General features: G+C 72.3%; 14 protein-coding genes. 9 read left to right on the forward strand and 5 right to left on the reverse strand.

Annotated elements, in window-relative coordinates; translation table 11 throughout:
- Positions 1–88 precede the first annotated feature (88 nt).
- Positions 89–349, forward strand: a complete 261-nt coding sequence (locus ACWGIS_RS30585) for a hypothetical protein (RefSeq protein WP_453365716.1) — start codon at positions 89–91, stop codon at positions 347–349.
- A gap of 85 nt (positions 350–434) precedes the next feature.
- On the opposite strand, the gene ACWGIS_RS30590 is transcribed toward ACWGIS_RS30585, so the two are convergent.
- On the reverse strand, positions 435–1,040 hold the full coding sequence (locus ACWGIS_RS30590; RefSeq protein ID WP_453365717.1) for a hypothetical protein: 606 nt from the start codon (positions 1,038–1,040) through the stop codon (positions 435–437).
- Positions 1,041–1,476: 436 nt separating this feature from the next.
- Between ACWGIS_RS30590 and ACWGIS_RS30595 the strand changes: the two genes are divergently transcribed.
- A complete protein-coding gene (locus ACWGIS_RS30595) occupies positions 1,477–2,667 on the forward strand; it encodes a cytochrome P450 (protein WP_453365718.1) in 1,191 nt (396 codons plus the stop codon).
- 122 nt (positions 2,668–2,789) lie between these two features.
- Here ACWGIS_RS30595 and ACWGIS_RS30600 read toward each other — a convergent pair whose 3' ends face one another.
- Positions 2,790–3,971 (reverse strand): amidase domain-containing protein, encoded by a 1,182-nt coding sequence (locus tag ACWGIS_RS30600; RefSeq protein WP_453365719.1) that lies wholly within the window; start codon positions 3,969–3,971, stop codon positions 2,790–2,792.
- Positions 3,972–4,182: 211 nt separating this feature from the next.
- Here ACWGIS_RS30600 and ACWGIS_RS30605 point away from each other — a divergent pair, with 211 nt between their 5' ends.
- The 4 genes from ACWGIS_RS30605 (at position 4,183) to ACWGIS_RS30620 (ending at position 9,135) form a co-directional block, all read left to right on the forward strand.
- Complete coding sequence (locus ACWGIS_RS30605) at positions 4,183–4,560, forward strand: hypothetical protein (protein WP_453365720.1); 378 nt, start codon at positions 4,183–4,185, stop codon at positions 4,558–4,560.
- A gap of 4 nt (positions 4,561–4,564) precedes the next feature.
- Entirely contained in the window at positions 4,565–7,261 is a 2,697-nt protein-coding gene (locus ACWGIS_RS30610) for a VWA domain-containing protein (RefSeq protein ID WP_453365721.1), read from the forward strand.
- Complete coding sequence (locus ACWGIS_RS30615) at positions 7,258–8,676, forward strand: extracellular solute-binding protein (RefSeq protein ID WP_453365722.1); 1,419 nt, start codon at positions 7,258–7,260, stop codon at positions 8,674–8,676. The genes ACWGIS_RS30610 and ACWGIS_RS30615 overlap by 4 nt, the downstream gene beginning before the upstream one ends.
- A gap of 69 nt (positions 8,677–8,745) precedes the next feature.
- Positions 8,746–9,135 carry a TraR/DksA family transcriptional regulator gene (locus tag ACWGIS_RS30620; protein WP_453365723.1) on the forward strand — a complete coding sequence of 130 codons (390 nt, stop codon included), beginning with the start codon at positions 8,746–8,748 and terminating at the stop codon, positions 9,133–9,135.
- Positions 9,136–9,174: 39 nt separating this feature from the next.
- Here the strand turns inward: ACWGIS_RS30620 and ACWGIS_RS30625 are convergent, their stop codons facing one another.
- Positions 9,175–10,095 carry an NAD-dependent epimerase/dehydratase family protein gene (locus ACWGIS_RS30625; protein WP_453365724.1) on the reverse strand — a complete coding sequence of 307 codons (921 nt, stop codon included), beginning with the start codon at positions 10,093–10,095 and terminating at the stop codon, positions 9,175–9,177.
- A gap of 254 nt (positions 10,096–10,349) precedes the next feature.
- Here ACWGIS_RS30625 and ACWGIS_RS30630 point away from each other — a divergent pair, with 254 nt between their 5' ends.
- Positions 10,350–11,054 carry a ScbR family autoregulator-binding transcription factor gene (locus ACWGIS_RS30630; RefSeq protein WP_453365725.1) on the forward strand — a complete coding sequence of 235 codons (705 nt, stop codon included), beginning with the start codon at positions 10,350–10,352 and terminating at the stop codon, positions 11,052–11,054.
- A 336-nt stretch (positions 11,055–11,390) separates the two neighbouring features.
- On the opposite strand, the gene ACWGIS_RS30635 is transcribed toward ACWGIS_RS30630, so the two are convergent.
- Positions 11,391–11,537 (reverse strand): hypothetical protein, encoded by a 147-nt coding sequence (locus tag ACWGIS_RS30635; protein ID WP_355789191.1) that lies wholly within the window; start codon positions 11,535–11,537, stop codon positions 11,391–11,393.
- 179 nt (positions 11,538–11,716) lie between these two features.
- Entirely contained in the window at positions 11,717–12,262 is a 546-nt protein-coding gene (locus ACWGIS_RS30640) for a MarR family winged helix-turn-helix transcriptional regulator (RefSeq protein ID WP_453365726.1), read from the reverse strand.
- Positions 12,263–12,637: 375 nt separating this feature from the next.
- Between ACWGIS_RS30640 and ACWGIS_RS30645 the strand changes: the two genes are divergently transcribed.
- Positions 12,638–13,495 (forward strand): haloalkane dehalogenase, encoded by an 858-nt coding sequence (locus tag ACWGIS_RS30645; RefSeq protein ID WP_453365727.1) that lies wholly within the window; start codon positions 12,638–12,640, stop codon positions 13,493–13,495.
- A gap of 691 nt (positions 13,496–14,186) precedes the next feature.
- Entirely contained in the window at positions 14,187–14,846 is a 660-nt protein-coding gene (locus ACWGIS_RS30650) for a YceI family protein (protein WP_453365728.1), read from the forward strand.
- Positions 14,847–14,912 lie beyond the last annotated feature (66 nt).

Consider the following 14,912-nt stretch of genomic DNA (forward strand, 5'->3'; position numbering starts at 1 on the left):
GGGCGCGGAAGCCGTGGCGCCGTCGTTTGTTAGGTTGACGGGGACCGCGCACGCACCGGCGGCCCACGGCAGAAGGAGCCCGACCCGCATGATGGCGCGCGCCAGACTCGTCCAGGAACTCCGCCGCGACGGCACCGGCCGTACGGGCAGGGAAGCCGCGCTCCTCGTGGAGGACTACGCCCACCAGCTCGCCGGCCGCCTCCGGGAGGCGGGGCATCGCGAGGCCGCCGACCTCATCGACCCCAGCGCCGGCCAGTGCACCTGCGGCGCCCCGGAAGGGACCGACGAGGACAGCAGGGAGACCCGCCGGTACTGGGATCACTCCCGTTCCTGCTCGGTGGCCGGCTGAGGCGGGACGCGTCACCCTCGTACGCGGCCCGCGGGTCGCGGCCGGGCGGCACCGGACGCGTCGGTCCCTGCCCGCCGCGTCCGGGTCAGGGGAGGTGGCGGCGGGTCTCCGCCCAGGCGGAAAGGCGGTCACGCACGGGGCCGGGGTGCAGGTGGGGCAGCAGCCGGCCGAGATGCGAGGTCAGGTTCTTCAACCGTCGCAGTTCCCCGATCCGCTCGATGGGGAGATCGCGCCAGTGCGCGGCGAGTGCGCGGGCCTCGACGGGAGAGGAAGGGAGTGCGCTGTCGGTGTCTGCCGCAAGCTCCTCCGGACTCCAGGCGCCCTCGCCGGGCCCGACCTCGTCGATGATGTACATACGGAGCATGAAGTCCTGCTGTGCCGCGCGGGCCTTGTCCCACGGACCGTCGCCGTCCAGGCGCTCGTTGGCCAGCAGCGCGAGCCGGGCCCAGCGCAGGCGGGTCTCCCGGGGTTCGTCGTCACGGTAGGCGTATGCCTGCGCCAGGACGCGCACCGCTTCGAGGTGCGGGCCTCGCGTCCGCGCGGTGAACACTTCCAGGCGTTCGACGGTCCAGGTGGCGATGTGGTGGTTCGCGTCGCCGTCGGCGGCGTCGCTCCGTGGGACGGGCGTGTCCGTGCCGTCGGCCGCGAAGGCGGAAGCCGCTTGCGGGCCGGGGAGCGGCGGATCGGTCATGCGGTCAGCATAGGGGCCGTCCGCTACCCGCCAGGTGCCGTCCGTTCGCTCACCACGAGGCGCTGCGATTCCCTGAACGGGGGCGTGGTGGAGGCCAGTTCGAGGTGCGGAGCCTCGGGAGACAGGCGATGCACGGCCTGCTCACCCACATCACCCCGTACGTCGCCCGGGTCCGCTGCTCGATCGCCCACGACAACGGCTCCGACGCAGGAGGAGCTCCTCGACGTCCACCGGGGCCCGGCCGGCCTCAAGGAACCCGCCGCCTTCTACGGACGGGTGCGAGCGGACGACACCCCTCCGTCGGACCGCGTACCGCCGCGGTGCGCCGGACCCCGGCTGTACGGGTACTGGTGGACGCCGGCGCTCTCCTGAAGTCTGTCGGAGCACACCGACGGCCACCACCGCGGCGGCCGACGACGACGGAGGGCACCGGCCGATGAGCAGAACCGACGACGACGCACGGAAGATCGACAGGGGGCACCCCCGGCAGAGCTGCCCGGTGCGACGCGCCGACGACGGAACGTGGCAGGTGCGCGGGTACGCGGCGGCCCGCGCCGTACTGCGCAGCCCCGACACCGTCCAGGCGGGACTGGGGGTCGAGACCGTCGAGAAGCTGCCCGCCCGCATCCGGCGTCCCGTCCTGTACCGGGACGGCCCCGAGCACCGGGAGCACCGCCGCCAGACCGCGCGCTACTTCACACCCCGCCGCGTGGGCGAGCACTACCGGGAACTCGCGGAGCGCGTCACCGACCGGCACCTGACGCCGCTGCGCACGACGGGCACGGCCCGGCTGGAGGACCTGAGCTTCGGCGTCGCCATCGACGTGGCGTGCGGCGTCATCGGTTTGACCCGCAGCAGACCCGGCATCCAGCGCCGGCTGGAGCGCTTCTTCCCCGAGAAGTTCGGCAAGCCGGGGCTGACCAGCCCGCACGGCATCTACTGGCTGTTCCGCCAGAACACCAACTGGCTGCGCATCTACCTCGCCGACGTGCGGCCCGCGATCCGCGCCCACCGCGCACAGCCCGCCGACGACCTCATCTCCCACCTGATCGCGGAAGGCTGCAAGGACGCCGAGATCCTGGGGGAGTGCCTCACCTACGCGGCCGCCGGCATGGTCACCACCCGCGAGTTCATCTGCGTCGCCGCCTGGCACCTGTTCACCGACGACGGCCTCCGCGACCGGTTCCGCACCGGGGACCCGCAGGAACGGCTCGCGGTGCTCCACGAGATCCTGCGCCTGGAACCGGTGGTCGCCCGCCTCGGCCGCAGAGCCACCGCCGACCTCGAAGTGCCGGGTGGGACGGGCCCGTTCACCGTGCCGGCCGGTGCACGCGTCGACATCTTCGTGGACGACGCCAACACCGATCCCGAGGCGGTGGGCGCCGATCCGCTGCTGGTGTGCCCGGCGCGCCCCACGACGAGCGGCAAGGCGATGGGGCTGTCCTTCGGCGACGGTCCGCACCGCTGCCCGGGCGCCGACCTCGCGATGACGGAGACCGACGTCTTCCTCAGCCGCCTCTTCGCCCTGCCGGGCGTCCGCATGGTGACACCGCCCGGGGTCTCGTTCCAGGACGAGATAGGGGGCTACGTGATCCGCGGTCTGGAGGTCGCCGTCGACCGGCTGTGAGCGCCGGGCGCGCGACCGTCCCCTGGCCGCGTCGCCCCGCCGCCGGAAACGGCGGAGCCCCGCGTCCGGCCCGCCCGAGAACTCCGGTGCGGTGGTGCCGGCCGCGGGGCCCAGCCGGTGGATCAGGTGCGGTACGCGTAGAACGCCGCGTTCGGGTACGAGGCCACGATGCTCGCCACCGACCTGCGGTAGGTGTTGGTGGAGTGGTACGTCACGTACGGCACGCCCCGCGAGCTGCGGTACGAGACGATCATGGTGTGGTCCTTGGACCCGTCCTTGTTGAAGTCCACCTGCAGCACGTCACCGATGTCCATCTGGTAGACGTTGGCGAGGCTGGTGGCCCGCTTCGAGTTCAGCGAGAACCAGGAGAACTCGTTGACGCCGACGAAGGAGTCCGACTGGATGTCGGCGTTGCCGAACCACTTGGTGTAGTCATAGACGTAGCCCGGAACGTGCTTCCAGCCGCCCGCCTTCAGCGACTGGCTCACGAAGTTCGTGCAGTCGCCGCCGGCTCCGGCCCCGTTGAAGTCGGGGTACGCCGTGTTGTAGGTCTGCCAGTACTTCTCCGCGTACGCGGCCATGGCCTTGTAGTCGTAGCCCGTGGCGGAGAAGTTCTTGGCCTTGGCCGGTGCGGGCCAGGTGGTGGCCGAGCGGGTGGCGGCGGGCATGTTGTCGTCGGCGGTCGTGGCCGTGAACGTCGTCTTGGCCGGCTGGTTCACCGCCAGGTAGCCGTCGTCCGTGGTGCGCACGTTCGTCAGCTGCCACTCACCCGAGCGGTTCGCCGTGAACGTCAGCTTGTGGTGGGCCTGGAAGCCGGTGGTCTTCGGCTCGTCGCCCCGCACCTTCTCGTACGTCAGCGTCGTGGTCTCGGTGACCTGGACGGTGGCGTGCCGGTCACGCACGCGCGTCTTGTCCAGGGTGACGCTGGTCTTGGCCGAGCTGTACCGCTCACCGAGGCCGGCGAGGCGGGACTTGCGGCCGCGCAGCGAGGACCGCGCGGAGTCCTCCTTGTTCTCCAGCGAGGAGGACAGCTCCACGTCGCCCGAGAAGCGGGACGTCAGCGGAGAGCGCCCCTTGTTCTGCTTGTGGTCCACCAGGGCGTCGGTGCGGTCGGTGAAGACCGCGTCCGCCAGCCGCTGGAAGGTGGCCTTGGTGGCCGCGTCCACCGCGGGCTCACCGGCTCCGGCGCTGCTCGCGCCGGCACTCCAGTTGGGCAGCATGGCCGCGCCGGCGACGACCGATGCGGCCGCCGCCGTCACTATGGTGGCGCGCCGCCGCGTTCTGCTCAATTTCCTTGACTTCACTGAGTTTCCCCTCTACCCCGGACGCCTACCGGGGCAGGGCATCTTCGCACGTCGTGTGTGCCGTTCGGGAAGGGGGATGCACAAGTGATACACGGGCACTCCGCGGCGCTCCCCACGGCGATCCGGGCCCCGCCGGCCGGTCCCCACCGGCCGGGCGCCGTCCCGGCAGAACCCTCGCCCGGCACCAACACCCGTGCCATGATGCTGAGTTATGACTGACGGGGAGGGTGTGGCGACCCGTGCGATCCGGGTCCGCCTGGACGGAACGGCGAGCCAGAGCGACATCGGCGCGCTCAAGAAGTGGCTGGAGCGGGAGAAACCGCTGGAGGAACTGGCCAGGAACGGCGATCTCAGATTCCAGGAGCGCGCCGGGAGCGACGACCAGGGAACCGACGAGCACGGCAGGCCCATGGGCGCCGGGATCGAGATCCTGCTGCTGCTCGGCGGAGCGGCCGCCCAGTCCACGTTCGACATCGTGTTCAAGCAGGTGAGAAGAGGCGTCAAGGCCTGGTACGACAACCGCCGTTCCGTCGAGAGCGGCGATCCGCCCGATTACGACGTCGACCCGCTGGACCTCGACGAGAGGTAGGCAGGTGCACCGCTTCGACCCGCGCGGAGAGGTGAACCGGGCACTGCTGGTCGGTGTGTCCGTCTACGACTCCACGCGGCCGAAGGACCCGCACGGCGTACCCGGCGATCTCGCCGCCGTCGAGCACAACCTCGCCCTGCTGGAAGGAGCGCTGCTGCGGGGCGAGGTGTTCCGCAAAGGCGACATCACCGTGTCCGGGTCGCCGTACCTGGACGCGTTCAGCGAGTCGCTGCGCACCGCCGCCGACGAGGCCGAGGGGCTGCTCCTCTTCTACTTCGCCGGTCACGGCGCCGTGCCCAGCGCGGGTGACGAGCTGTGGCTCCAGATGCGCAACGCGCGCGTCGTGCCGGGCAGCCGGGCCGTGTTCCCGGGCGCCGACCCCTTCTCCAGCGTGCTGACCGTGCTGGCCACCAGCCGGGCCCGGCACGTGGTCGTCGTCCTGGACTGCTGCAACGCGGGCAACGCCGCCCAGGTCTGCGAGGCGCTCGCGGACCGGCGGCGGTTCTCCGTGCTGATGAGCACGCAGGCCAACAACCGCATCGACGCGGGCGACGACGCGACCCCGACGCCGTTCACGGCCGAGCTGGTACGGCTCCTGGAGGGCGGGGCCGACGGGATCGGCGGTGACGTCACCTTCCAGGAGCTCGCGGAGGCGCTCACCGCCCACATGTCCGCGCACTACACGACGCTGCGCAACGAGCCGTGGGAACCCCAGCGGTGGGGCGACACCGACATCGTCCTCGCGGGCCCCGCCCCGGCGTCCGTGCCGCCCGACACCGTCCCCGTGCCGACGGCCGTCACACAGCCGGACGACAGGCCCCACGGACACCGCCCGCACGACGGCCCCGCCCGGAAGCCGTCCACCGGGCGGCCCGACCGGCGGGCCGTGAAGGTCGCGCCGTGGCCGCGGCGCGTCCTCGCAGGGCTCGTCCCCCTGCTACGAGCCGTGCTGTCGGCGGCGGCCGTCGGCCGGCTGCCGCACTGGCTGCGCTCCCGGCCCCGCCGGACGGTCGTCGCGGTGACGGTCCTGAGTGCCGCGGGCATCGGGGGCTACGTCGCCTGGGGACCGGACCCCGGCGCCTCGCCCTGCCGCCCGCCCCTCGAACTGCGCCTGCTCACCGACCCCGACATCGAGTCCACCGTGCGCGAGGCGAAAGACGCCTACCTCACCTCGCCGGCCAACACGACGTCCGGCGGCTGCCGGCGCAGCGGGATCACCGTCTACAGCGCGGGCGCGGCCGACGCCGTGACGGGCTTCCACGACCGGTCCGACCCCTGGCAGCGCCCGGTCAGCGACGAACTCAACCCCCAGCGCGACATCGGCCCCCAGCCGGACATCTGGATCCCGGCGACATCGGCGAGCGCGGCACGGGCGCAGCCGGTCGAGCCGCCCCGCAAATACGTGACGCTTCAACCGGACGCCCGCCCGTTCGCGTACTCCCCGATGGTACTGTCCGTGCCGCAGAACCTCGCCGAGGAGTCGGTGCGCCACCGGACCGGCGCCACCTTCGCCACGCTCCGGGACAAGCTCCTGCGCCGCCAGAACGAGGCCGACGTACGGCGCGCCGACCCCGAGTACACGGACTCGGCGCTGCTGGCGAGCGTCGGTCTCTACGGTTCCGCGACGAGCGTCGGCCGGGCCGAGGGGATCGTGGCCCAGCCGGGACCGCCCTCGCTGACCGGCTCCGACCTGCTGTGCACGCTGCCGGACCACCGGGAGGCCGACGAGCGCACCGCCGCGCTCGTCCCCGAGTTCCTGATGGTCAGCGGGCTCGGCTGCGACGGCCCGACCCGCACGCCGAGGCTCGCCGAGTACCCCACGGACATACCGCCGCTGGTCCCCACCTTCGTGCGCGTGCGCTGGGACGACGCCGACCGCGACCGGGACGCGCGGGACGAGGCCGTCGGGCGCTTCCACGACTGGCTGGTGAGCGGCGGCGGCGAGGAGCGGGGCGGACTCGACGTGTTCGCACAGGACGGCTTCCGTGCCGTCTCGAAGCACCACGACTTCCTCGCCGCCCACGGCACCGGCACCGGCACGCTGACCCGCCCCGGCCACCTCCCGGAACCGGCCACCGGCGACGCGATGACGACGGCCCTGGAGCGGTATCGCAACGCCAACGGCCCGGGCCGCGTCCTGTTCCTCCTCGACAGCTCCGGTTCGATGGGGGACCTGTGGGAGGGGGCGGGCGGCGCCCCGGGCATCCTCAAACAGTCGCTCGGCGGGCTCGGCGACCGCGACGAGTACGGGATCTGGGCGGTCGCCTCGCGGGACGGCGGCCCGTACGAGGTCCTCCTGCCCTTCGACCGCCACCGGCGGGCGGACGCGGAGCGGACCATCGACCGGGAGGCAGCCGTCCGGGACGCCGAGGCCGACCCGGCCGGCGCGCTCACCGCGGCCCTCGACCACATGGCCGGGCGGGGCAGGGACGACGAGCGCCCCCAGCTGATCGTCTACGTCACCGACGACGAGGACAACGACCGCCTGGCCGACGGCGACGCACTGGGCGGAATCCTGACGTCGGCGCGCGAGCGGGGTGTTCCCGTCGTGATGGCGGCCCTCGACGACGGCGCCTGCGACCGGGACAGGCCCGACGCGCGCATCTCCGAGGCGAGCGGCGGACGCTGCCTCGACACCAGGACCGACCTCGTCGCGGGACTGCGCGACGAGGTGGCGCGGACCGGAACGGGGGACGAATGAGACGACCGGGCGTGCGTGCGGGACGGCTCTGGCTCGCCGCCCTCCTCACGGCGTGCGCCGCCTGCACCGGCGGCGGCACCTCCGGGCAGCCGGGGGCCACCGTCACCCCGGGCGCGGCGGGCGACATCGTCGTGGCCAGCGGGCGTGACGTCACCGGCAGGGGCGGCATCCGGCAGCGGCTCATCGACGCGTGGAACACGGAGCAGGACCGCCGCGGCACCGGTCGCCGTGCGCGCCTGGTGGAACTCCCGGGCTCCGCCGACCAGCAGCGCAGCCAGCTCTTGGGCGCCCTCCAGTCCGACAGCGCGCAGTACGACGTGGTCAACCTCGACGTCACCTGGGTGCCGGAGTTCGCCGAGGCGCGGCTGATCCGCGCGCTGCCGAAGGAACTGGTCGACGACCACGACGTCATCAAGTCCGTGGCCAGCACGGCGCGTTGGGACGGCCAGGTGTACGCGGTGCCGTTCAACAGCGATGTCGGCCTGCTCTACTACCGCCGTGACTACCTGAAGAAGGCCGGTATCCGGAACACCGACCTGAGCAAGGGGCTCGACCGGGGCACGTTGCAGGAACTGATGGAGACCCTCGGCGAGCAGACCGGAGAGGACCGGCCCCGCGACTACGAGAAGGGCTGGACGGCGCAGTTCGGCGCGTACGAGGGCCGTACCGTCAATGGCATCGAGGCGTTCGCGTCCGCCCCGGGCGGCGTCACCCTCACCGACCGGGACGGCCGCTACACCGCCTCCGTGGCGGCCCTGGAGAGGGGCCTCGCGGAACTGCGCAACCGCACACAGTCCTCGTACCTCCTCAAGGACGCCCTCCGGTCGGACGAGGCGGGCTCGCTCACCGACTTCGCGAACGGCCGCACGGCGTTCCTGCGGCACTGGCCCTACGCCTACCAGAGCCTCCACCAGTCCCTGCGGGGGACGCAGCTCGGCGTGACCACGCTCCCCGGCAGGGCGGTGCTCGGCGGGCAGAACCTCGCCGTCACCCGGTCCTCCGGACAGCGGGACGCCGCCACCGACCTGATCAGGTTCCTGACCAGCGAGGAGAGCGAACGGTGCCTGCTCGACGCCGGATTCGCCGCCACCCGGGTGTCGGCGTACGAGGACGACACCGTGGTGTGCCGTTCGGCCGGGCCGTCCGCCGCGACGCCCGACGCCACCGGTGCGCCATCCGGCGAGAGCGCCGACCGGATGCCACGGGACGACCACGGCAGACCCGCCTACGCCCGTACCGTCCTGCTGCCGGCGCTCACGCGGGCCGTGCAGCGCCCCCGCACCCCGTTCTACGGGGCCTTCACCCAGACCTTCACCACCGAGCTCGGCCGGCTCCTCACGGCCGACCCGCCCAGCGACGGACGGCTCGCCCGGGACCTGGACGAGGCACTCCGCGAAGTCCTGCCGGACGACTGACCGCACGCCGCCCGCAGACCCGGGGACGGCAACCGGAACAGGCCGGGGTCCGAGACCGTTCTCCTGTGCATGAGCACCGCACCCGAGGGCGCCGCGTCCCCCGACGGGGCCCCGGACCCGGTCCGCGAACGGCTCGCCGCCGAGCGCCGGGGCACCTACGAGCAGATCGCGGCCCTGGAGCGCGACTTCGAGGGCATCGTGCAGGCCAACGCGCTGGTGGCGGTCGACGACGAGCACGATCCCGAGGGGTCGAGCACCGCCTTCGAGCGCGCGCACGTCGCGGCGCTGCTGGCCCGTGCGCGTGAGCACCTGACCGACCTGGACAGCGCGCTGGAGCGGCATGAGCGGGGCACGTACGGATGGTGCGACCGGTGCGGAGCGCCCATCCCGCCGGAACGGCTGGAGGTGCGCCCCGCCGCGCGCACCTGCGTGAGCTGCGCCGCCGATCGCCCCCGGTGACCGCGGACGGGCATCGAGGACAGCAGCGTGCCTGCCGCGTCACCGGCCCGCCGGCTGCTCCGCGCCGGTCGGCACGTGCTCGGGCAGCTGCAGCGCGGGCGGCGCGCCCGGGTCCACGCCGAGCCGGTGCCACAGCTCGTCTCCGGTGAACCAGTGGTGGTTGGTCAGCATGGTCAGGTGGTGATGTGCCCGCGCGTTCCCCCGCACCCGGTCGAGAGCCTGCTCCGGCGTGAGAGCGGGGCGCGGCGGGCCGAACCGGTCGAGGACGAGGCCGATCAGGTCCGTCACGGCCAGCGGGACGGGATGATTGGCGTGGTGGGCGCCGGTGACATCGCCGTCCGTGAGGGCGGCGGCGAGCACCAGGCGCGCCAGGTCGGCGACGTTGACGGCGGAGTGCAGGGCGGGGGTGTCCACGCCCGCGCCGAGACGGCGCAGCAGCCCCGCCAGGCCCGGCACGACCCAGCGGTCCCCGGTGCCGTACACGAGGTGGGGGCGCAGGACGGTGCCGCCGACGTCCAGGACATGGCGCTCGGCGGCGGCGCGGGTACGGCTGGTGGCCGACTCCGGAGCCGGCACCAGGTCCTCGACGCCCGCCCCGTGGAAGGGGCCGTGGCCGTACACGGCGGCCGTGCCGACGTAGACGACGCGGCGCACGCCGTGGCGCCGGGCGTCCTCGACGAGGGCCCGGGTGCCGAGATCGTTGACGGCGCGCAGGGCCGCTTCCTCGGTGCCGATGCCGGAGGCGCAGTGCACCACCGCGTCGACGCCCTCGCAGATGCCGCGCAGGGAACGCGGATCGCCCAGATCGGCGGTCACGGTGCCGATCCGGTCGTCGGCGGGCGACACATCGGGGGTACGAGTGAGGAGTCGAAGCCGGACGTCCGGTTTTCTGCGGGCGGCGGCGGTGATGTGCCGCCCGATGAAACCGCGGGGTCCGGTGACGAGCAGAGTGGGCGGCATCGGGGCTCCCTGACGGTGGAGGAACGGGTTGCTCAGCGTGTCTGCTGTGGTGCGTAGGGTGCCGCCGGGTGGCCGGAAGCGGGCCTTCTGTTCCTGTTCATCGGGTGCTGAACGGTGTAGTGGCTTGTGAAAATACGGACTACCTGGTTTTGTTTCTAGAGGGCGACGGCAAAGGAACACCCATGTGGTCATACGGGGACGCGCCCGGTGCGGTGCCCCGCTTGATCGAGTGCACGTGAACTTCGGGAGGTCTGGTGGCGCGTCAGGAGCGTGCGGTCCGTACGAAGCTGGCGATCCTCAACGCCGCTGCGGCGGTGTTCGACGAACGTGGCTACGAGGCCGCCACGATCGGCGAGGTGCTGGCGCGGGCGGGTGTGACGAAGGGTGCCCTGTACTTCCACTTCCCCTCCAAACAGGCTCTGGCGGAAGGGGTGCTGGGCCAGCAGTTCGCCGCGGTGACGGTCGGACGGCAGGCCTCCCGGCTCCAGGAGTTCGTGGACACGGGCCTGCTGGTGGCGTACCAGATGCGCCGTGACCCGATGGTGAGCGCGGTGGCCCGGCTCTCGCTGGAGCAGGACATGCGGGCGCAGTTCGGCACGGCGGCACTGACGCAGTGGATCGACGCGTCGAGATGGTTGCTCAACGAGGCCAAGGAACAGGGCGAGTTGCTGCCCCACGTCGACCCTGCCGAGAGTGCCTGGCTGTTCTCGGCGGCGTGGACGGGAGTGCAGGTGTACTCGCAGATCCTCGCCGCGCGCGAGGACCTCGAAGTGCGTGTGGTGACACTGTTCGAGCACCTGCTGCCCGCGATCGCCGTGCCCGCGGTGCTCGGCCGGCTCGTCATCACGGCCGAGCGCGCCGCCGAACTCGGCGCGGCGGGAGCGCGCGCCGCCGAGGACTCCGAGGACCCGGCCGGCGAACAGGCGGAGGAGCAGGGGCCGCTCCGGGCCGCGGTCTGACTTTCCGTACCGGTCGGCCCGCAGGGCTCCGACCGGTACGCCGAAACGGACCGGGCGTGCGGATTCGCCGCCCTCCGGCTTCCCTCCGCGCCGACGCTCGCGCGGGTCCCGGCCGGATCGGTCAGCTTTTTCGAGTCAGGCGCAGGGCCACCGCGAGGCGGCCGGCGCCGAGACCGCGGCGGCGCTGAGCGGGCGATGCCCGCACCGCCGTCTCCGCGGGAGAGGTGCGACCGGTGGGGCGGCACGTCCCGCGCGCACACTCAGGCACGTGCCCCACCCCGTCCCTCTCCGGTGCCGCCGCCGGTCGCGCCCGGCGGTACCGGTTCCGCGCCGATGTCAGTGGCGCCCGCGCAGCTTGCCCAGGAGACGCTGCGCCTGGGCACGGCGCCGCGGATCGGCGGAGGTGCGGCGTACCTGCTCGATGGTGCGCCGGCCCTGCGGACTCTTGGCGAACTCCTTGATCTTGTTCATCATGCCTGGCACGGCTTTCCTCCTGTGACGAGGTCGGTGCAGCGGATGCGTGCACAGCCCGTGTACCCCGCTGACGGCGAGTAAGCGCCCCTCGATGCCCGGCGCGTAGGCGTCAGGCGGCATCCGGCGGCACACACGGGGGAGCGCGGAGGCGGACCGGCGTCGTCGGGTCGCGTGACGAGGCGGAGCTGTCACGCGGGTGGCCGGCCCTGTGCTTCGGGCTGCCGGGCCGGTCGGCCGTCGGCGGCGCGTGGCTCCTTCCGCGCGTGGTGGTCCACGAGGCGGGTGAGCAGCCGGACGAGCTGTTCGCGCTCGGGTGCTGCCAGCGGCGCGAGGAACTGGTCCTGCACCTCCGTGAGCAGCTCGTCGAGCCGGTTCAGGCGGCGACGGCCGGACGCGGTGATCGTGATGACGTTGCGGCGGCGGTCGGCCGGGTCGGGAGTGCGTTCCACGTGGCCGCCCGCGGCCAATTCGTTGAGGACGGCGACCAGGTCGCTGCGATAGATGCCGGTGCGGCGGCTGAGGACCGACTGACTGGCGGGACCGGAGTCCTGGAGGGCCACGAGCACGGCGTAGTGCCACTTGCGCGCGTCCACGCCCGCCAGCCCCTCGTTCACCAGCCGCTCCGCTTGCAGGGCCGCGTGGGAGAGGAGCCGGCTCGGCATGCCGCGCAGCCGTGCGGGCGTCACGTCCCCGCCCTCGTCCATGGGGTGACCCTGCTCGGCCGCGTTGTTCATGCCGCCACCCTACCCGTTGCGTTAGTCACCCTAACGATGTAGCTTCGTTTGTGGCGCTAACGTTAGTGCGCCCAACGGTACGGTCGGCTCTCGCGCGCGACATGCGATCGGGGGGAACGCCGTGCACGGCAGGGACGTCACGAACGGATCGCCCCGCACATCCGATAACCGGTCCTGCCTCGGAACGCCGACCGCACGTCCTGGCATCCGCTCCCACTGCGGCGCGCGCCGACCGCACGTCCTGGCATCCGCTCCCACTGCGGCGCGCGCCGACCGCACGTCCTGGCACCCGCCTTCACCGCGGCACGCCGATCCGCTCGACCGGCACACCGACCGATCACGAAGCACCAGCCGTACACACGAGAGGGCACCGGCATGCCGACGATCGACGTACTCGACTCGACCATGTACTACGAGGAGACGGGGAGCGGGACACCCGTGGTCCTCCTCCACGGCAACCCCGCCTCCTCGCACACCTGGCGGAACGTGCTTCCCCGCCTCGGGCGCGGCCGGCTGCTCGCCCTCGACCTCATCGGCATGGGCCGCTCCGGCAAGCCCGACATCCCCTACCTGTTCGCCGACCACGCCCGCTACCTCGACGCCTGGTTCGACGCCCTGGAGCTGGACGACGTCGTACTCGTGGGCCACGACTGGGGCGGCGCACTCGCCCTCGACTGGGCGGCCCGTCACCCCGGGCGAGTCCGCGGTGTCGCCTTCCTGGAGAGCGTCGTCAAGCCGCTGTCCTGGGACGACGTGTCGGCCCAGGCGCGGCGGCGCGTCGAGTCCCTCCGCGCGCCCGGCACCGGCGAGGAGATGGTTCTCGAACAGGACCTCCTGGTGCGCGCCGCGTACTCCGGAGCCGTACTCACCCCGGTGAGCGACGAGGACCTCAAGGCGTACCTGGAGCCGTACCCGACGCCGGAGAGCCGGCGGCCCCTCCTGGCCTGGGCCCGCCAGCTCCCGCTCGGAGGCGAACCGCCGGAACTGGTGGCCCGCCTGGAGGCGTACCAGCCGTGGCTCGCGGCCAGCGCGCACGTACCCAAGCTGCTCATGACCTTCGAGGGCACGCCCACCCTGCTCGTCAACGCGGAGACAGCCGACTGGTGCGCCCGTCACATGGCCTCACTGGAGACGGTCCACTGCGGCAGGGCCGGGCACCACGCCCCGGAGGACCGACCCGAGGAGATCGCCGCGTCGATCGCCGCGTGGGCGGACCGCCACGCACTCCGCTGACCGGGTCGTGATGCCCGTGACACACCGCGACGCCTCGTCGGACCGCCGAGCCCCGAGTACCTGATGCGGTGGTCCGGCGCGGGATGCCGATATGGCCGACGCGGTCCGGCTTGGGATGGAAAGCACCGCGGACCGCCGAATGCCCCGCCCGCACATTTCTTTTACAGCCGAAGGCCGATCCTGCTGAAAACGGAAAGGGTGCGCATGTCGACGGCGGGGCGGTGCGACGCTTCCCGCTTAACGAAATCCGACCGGCGATTTCGGCCAGGCGGAATGATGGTGCGCTGAAATGGCGCGGTCCAGGGGAAGGGGGCCGGCCGAAAACGATCAGGCGGGAGTGCCCGTCCGCGTTGCCCTGAGCCGCCCGGTCGCTCGGGGTCCACCGGCTCGCCCCGAGGTCCTGGTCGTCCCGGTTTCGTGCGCGATCACCCACCTGTGCGGCGCCACCGGTGCGGGCGGCAACGGGGCCCATGGGGACGTGAGCACTCGCCCGCACGATGGCGACGGGGTTACCGAAGCGTCCCCGGGCCGTGCCCCCGATGTCGATATGAATGCCACTGAAGATGTGTGGAAAGCGTGAATGTCCTGGTGCTGGAAACGGTGTGCGTATCGCCGGATACGGGGTCGGACAATCTCTGTCCGCCTGCGAAATGCTTGCGCAATTACCGCCGGTCAAGTAACCAGGTGTCTTATGAATCTGTTCACCCGCGGCGCATCGTCGCGCCGCACGACCTCACCCGACGTGTCCGAGCCCGCGTACGGCTCGTCCGGCGTCGCCTCGGCCGTCCGTCCGGACCCCCGCCTGGCCGCCCTGACGGGGGAGTGGGTCATCGACCCCGCGCACAGCAGGATCGGCTTCTCGGTCCGCCACGCCATGGTGACCACGGTGCGGGGCTCCTTCACCGAGTACCAGAGCCGTCTGTACTTCGACGGCCGCGACCCCTCCCGTTCCCAAGCCGAGATCGTGCTCTTCACCGCTTCCGTCGAGACCGGCGTGGAGCAGCGCGACGCCCACCTGACCGGCCGCGACTTCCTGGACGCGCGCAGCTATCCGCGTATGGGATTCACCAGTACGGCCGTGGAGTTGGCGGGTCCCGACGTCTACCGCATGACGGGGGACCTCACCATCAAGAAGGTGACGCGGCCCGTGGTGCTCGAACTCACCTACATCGGGAACGTCGTCGACCCGTTCGGCTACGAGCGGGTCGGCTTCGACGGCACCACCACCATCAACCGCTCCGAGTGGGGGCTGACGTACGACACCAGGCTGGCGGAGGGCGGCGCCATGGTGAGCGAGAAGGTGCGGCTGCAGTTCGACATCGCCGCGATCCGGACGACCCCGCTCGGCTGACCGGTAACTGAAAATTTCCGCTCGACGCCGGCGGCGGTGAGCAGGCAGCCGTGTGCGGGACCCCGC

It is taken from the genome of Streptomyces sp. NPDC054842, assembly GCF_053611025.1.

Excerpts from the sequence above, each read along its gene's own strand:
- ACWGIS_RS30640 (WP_453365726.1), bottom strand. The coding sequence starts at position 12,262 with ATGAACAACGCGGCCGAGCAGGGTCACCCCATGGACGAGGGCGGGGAC.
- ACWGIS_RS30590 (WP_453365717.1), bottom strand. The coding sequence starts at position 1,040 with ATGACCGATCCGCCGCTCCCCGGCCCGCAAGCGGCTTCCGCCTTCGCG.
- ACWGIS_RS30625 (WP_453365724.1), bottom strand. The coding sequence starts at position 10,095 with ATGCCGCCCACTCTGCTCGTCACCGGACCCCGCGGTTTCATCGGGCGG.
- ACWGIS_RS30605 (WP_453365720.1), top strand. The coding sequence starts at position 4,183 with ATGACTGACGGGGAGGGTGTGGCGACCCGTGCGATCCGGGTCCGCCTG.
- ACWGIS_RS30650 (WP_453365728.1), top strand. The coding sequence starts at position 14,187 with ATGAATCTGTTCACCCGCGGCGCATCGTCGCGCCGCACGACCTCACCC.
- ACWGIS_RS30645 (WP_453365727.1), top strand. The coding sequence starts at position 12,638 with ATGCCGACGATCGACGTACTCGACTCGACCATGTACTACGAGGAGACG.
- ACWGIS_RS30615 (WP_453365722.1), top strand. The coding sequence starts at position 7,258 with ATGAGACGACCGGGCGTGCGTGCGGGACGGCTCTGGCTCGCCGCCCTC.
- ACWGIS_RS30595 (WP_453365718.1), top strand. The coding sequence starts at position 1,477 with ATGAGCAGAACCGACGACGACGCACGGAAGATCGACAGGGGGCACCCC.
- ACWGIS_RS30585 (WP_453365716.1), top strand. The coding sequence starts at position 89 with ATGATGGCGCGCGCCAGACTCGTCCAGGAACTCCGCCGCGACGGCACC.
- ACWGIS_RS30620 (WP_453365723.1), top strand. The coding sequence starts at position 8,746 with ATGAGCACCGCACCCGAGGGCGCCGCGTCCCCCGACGGGGCCCCGGAC.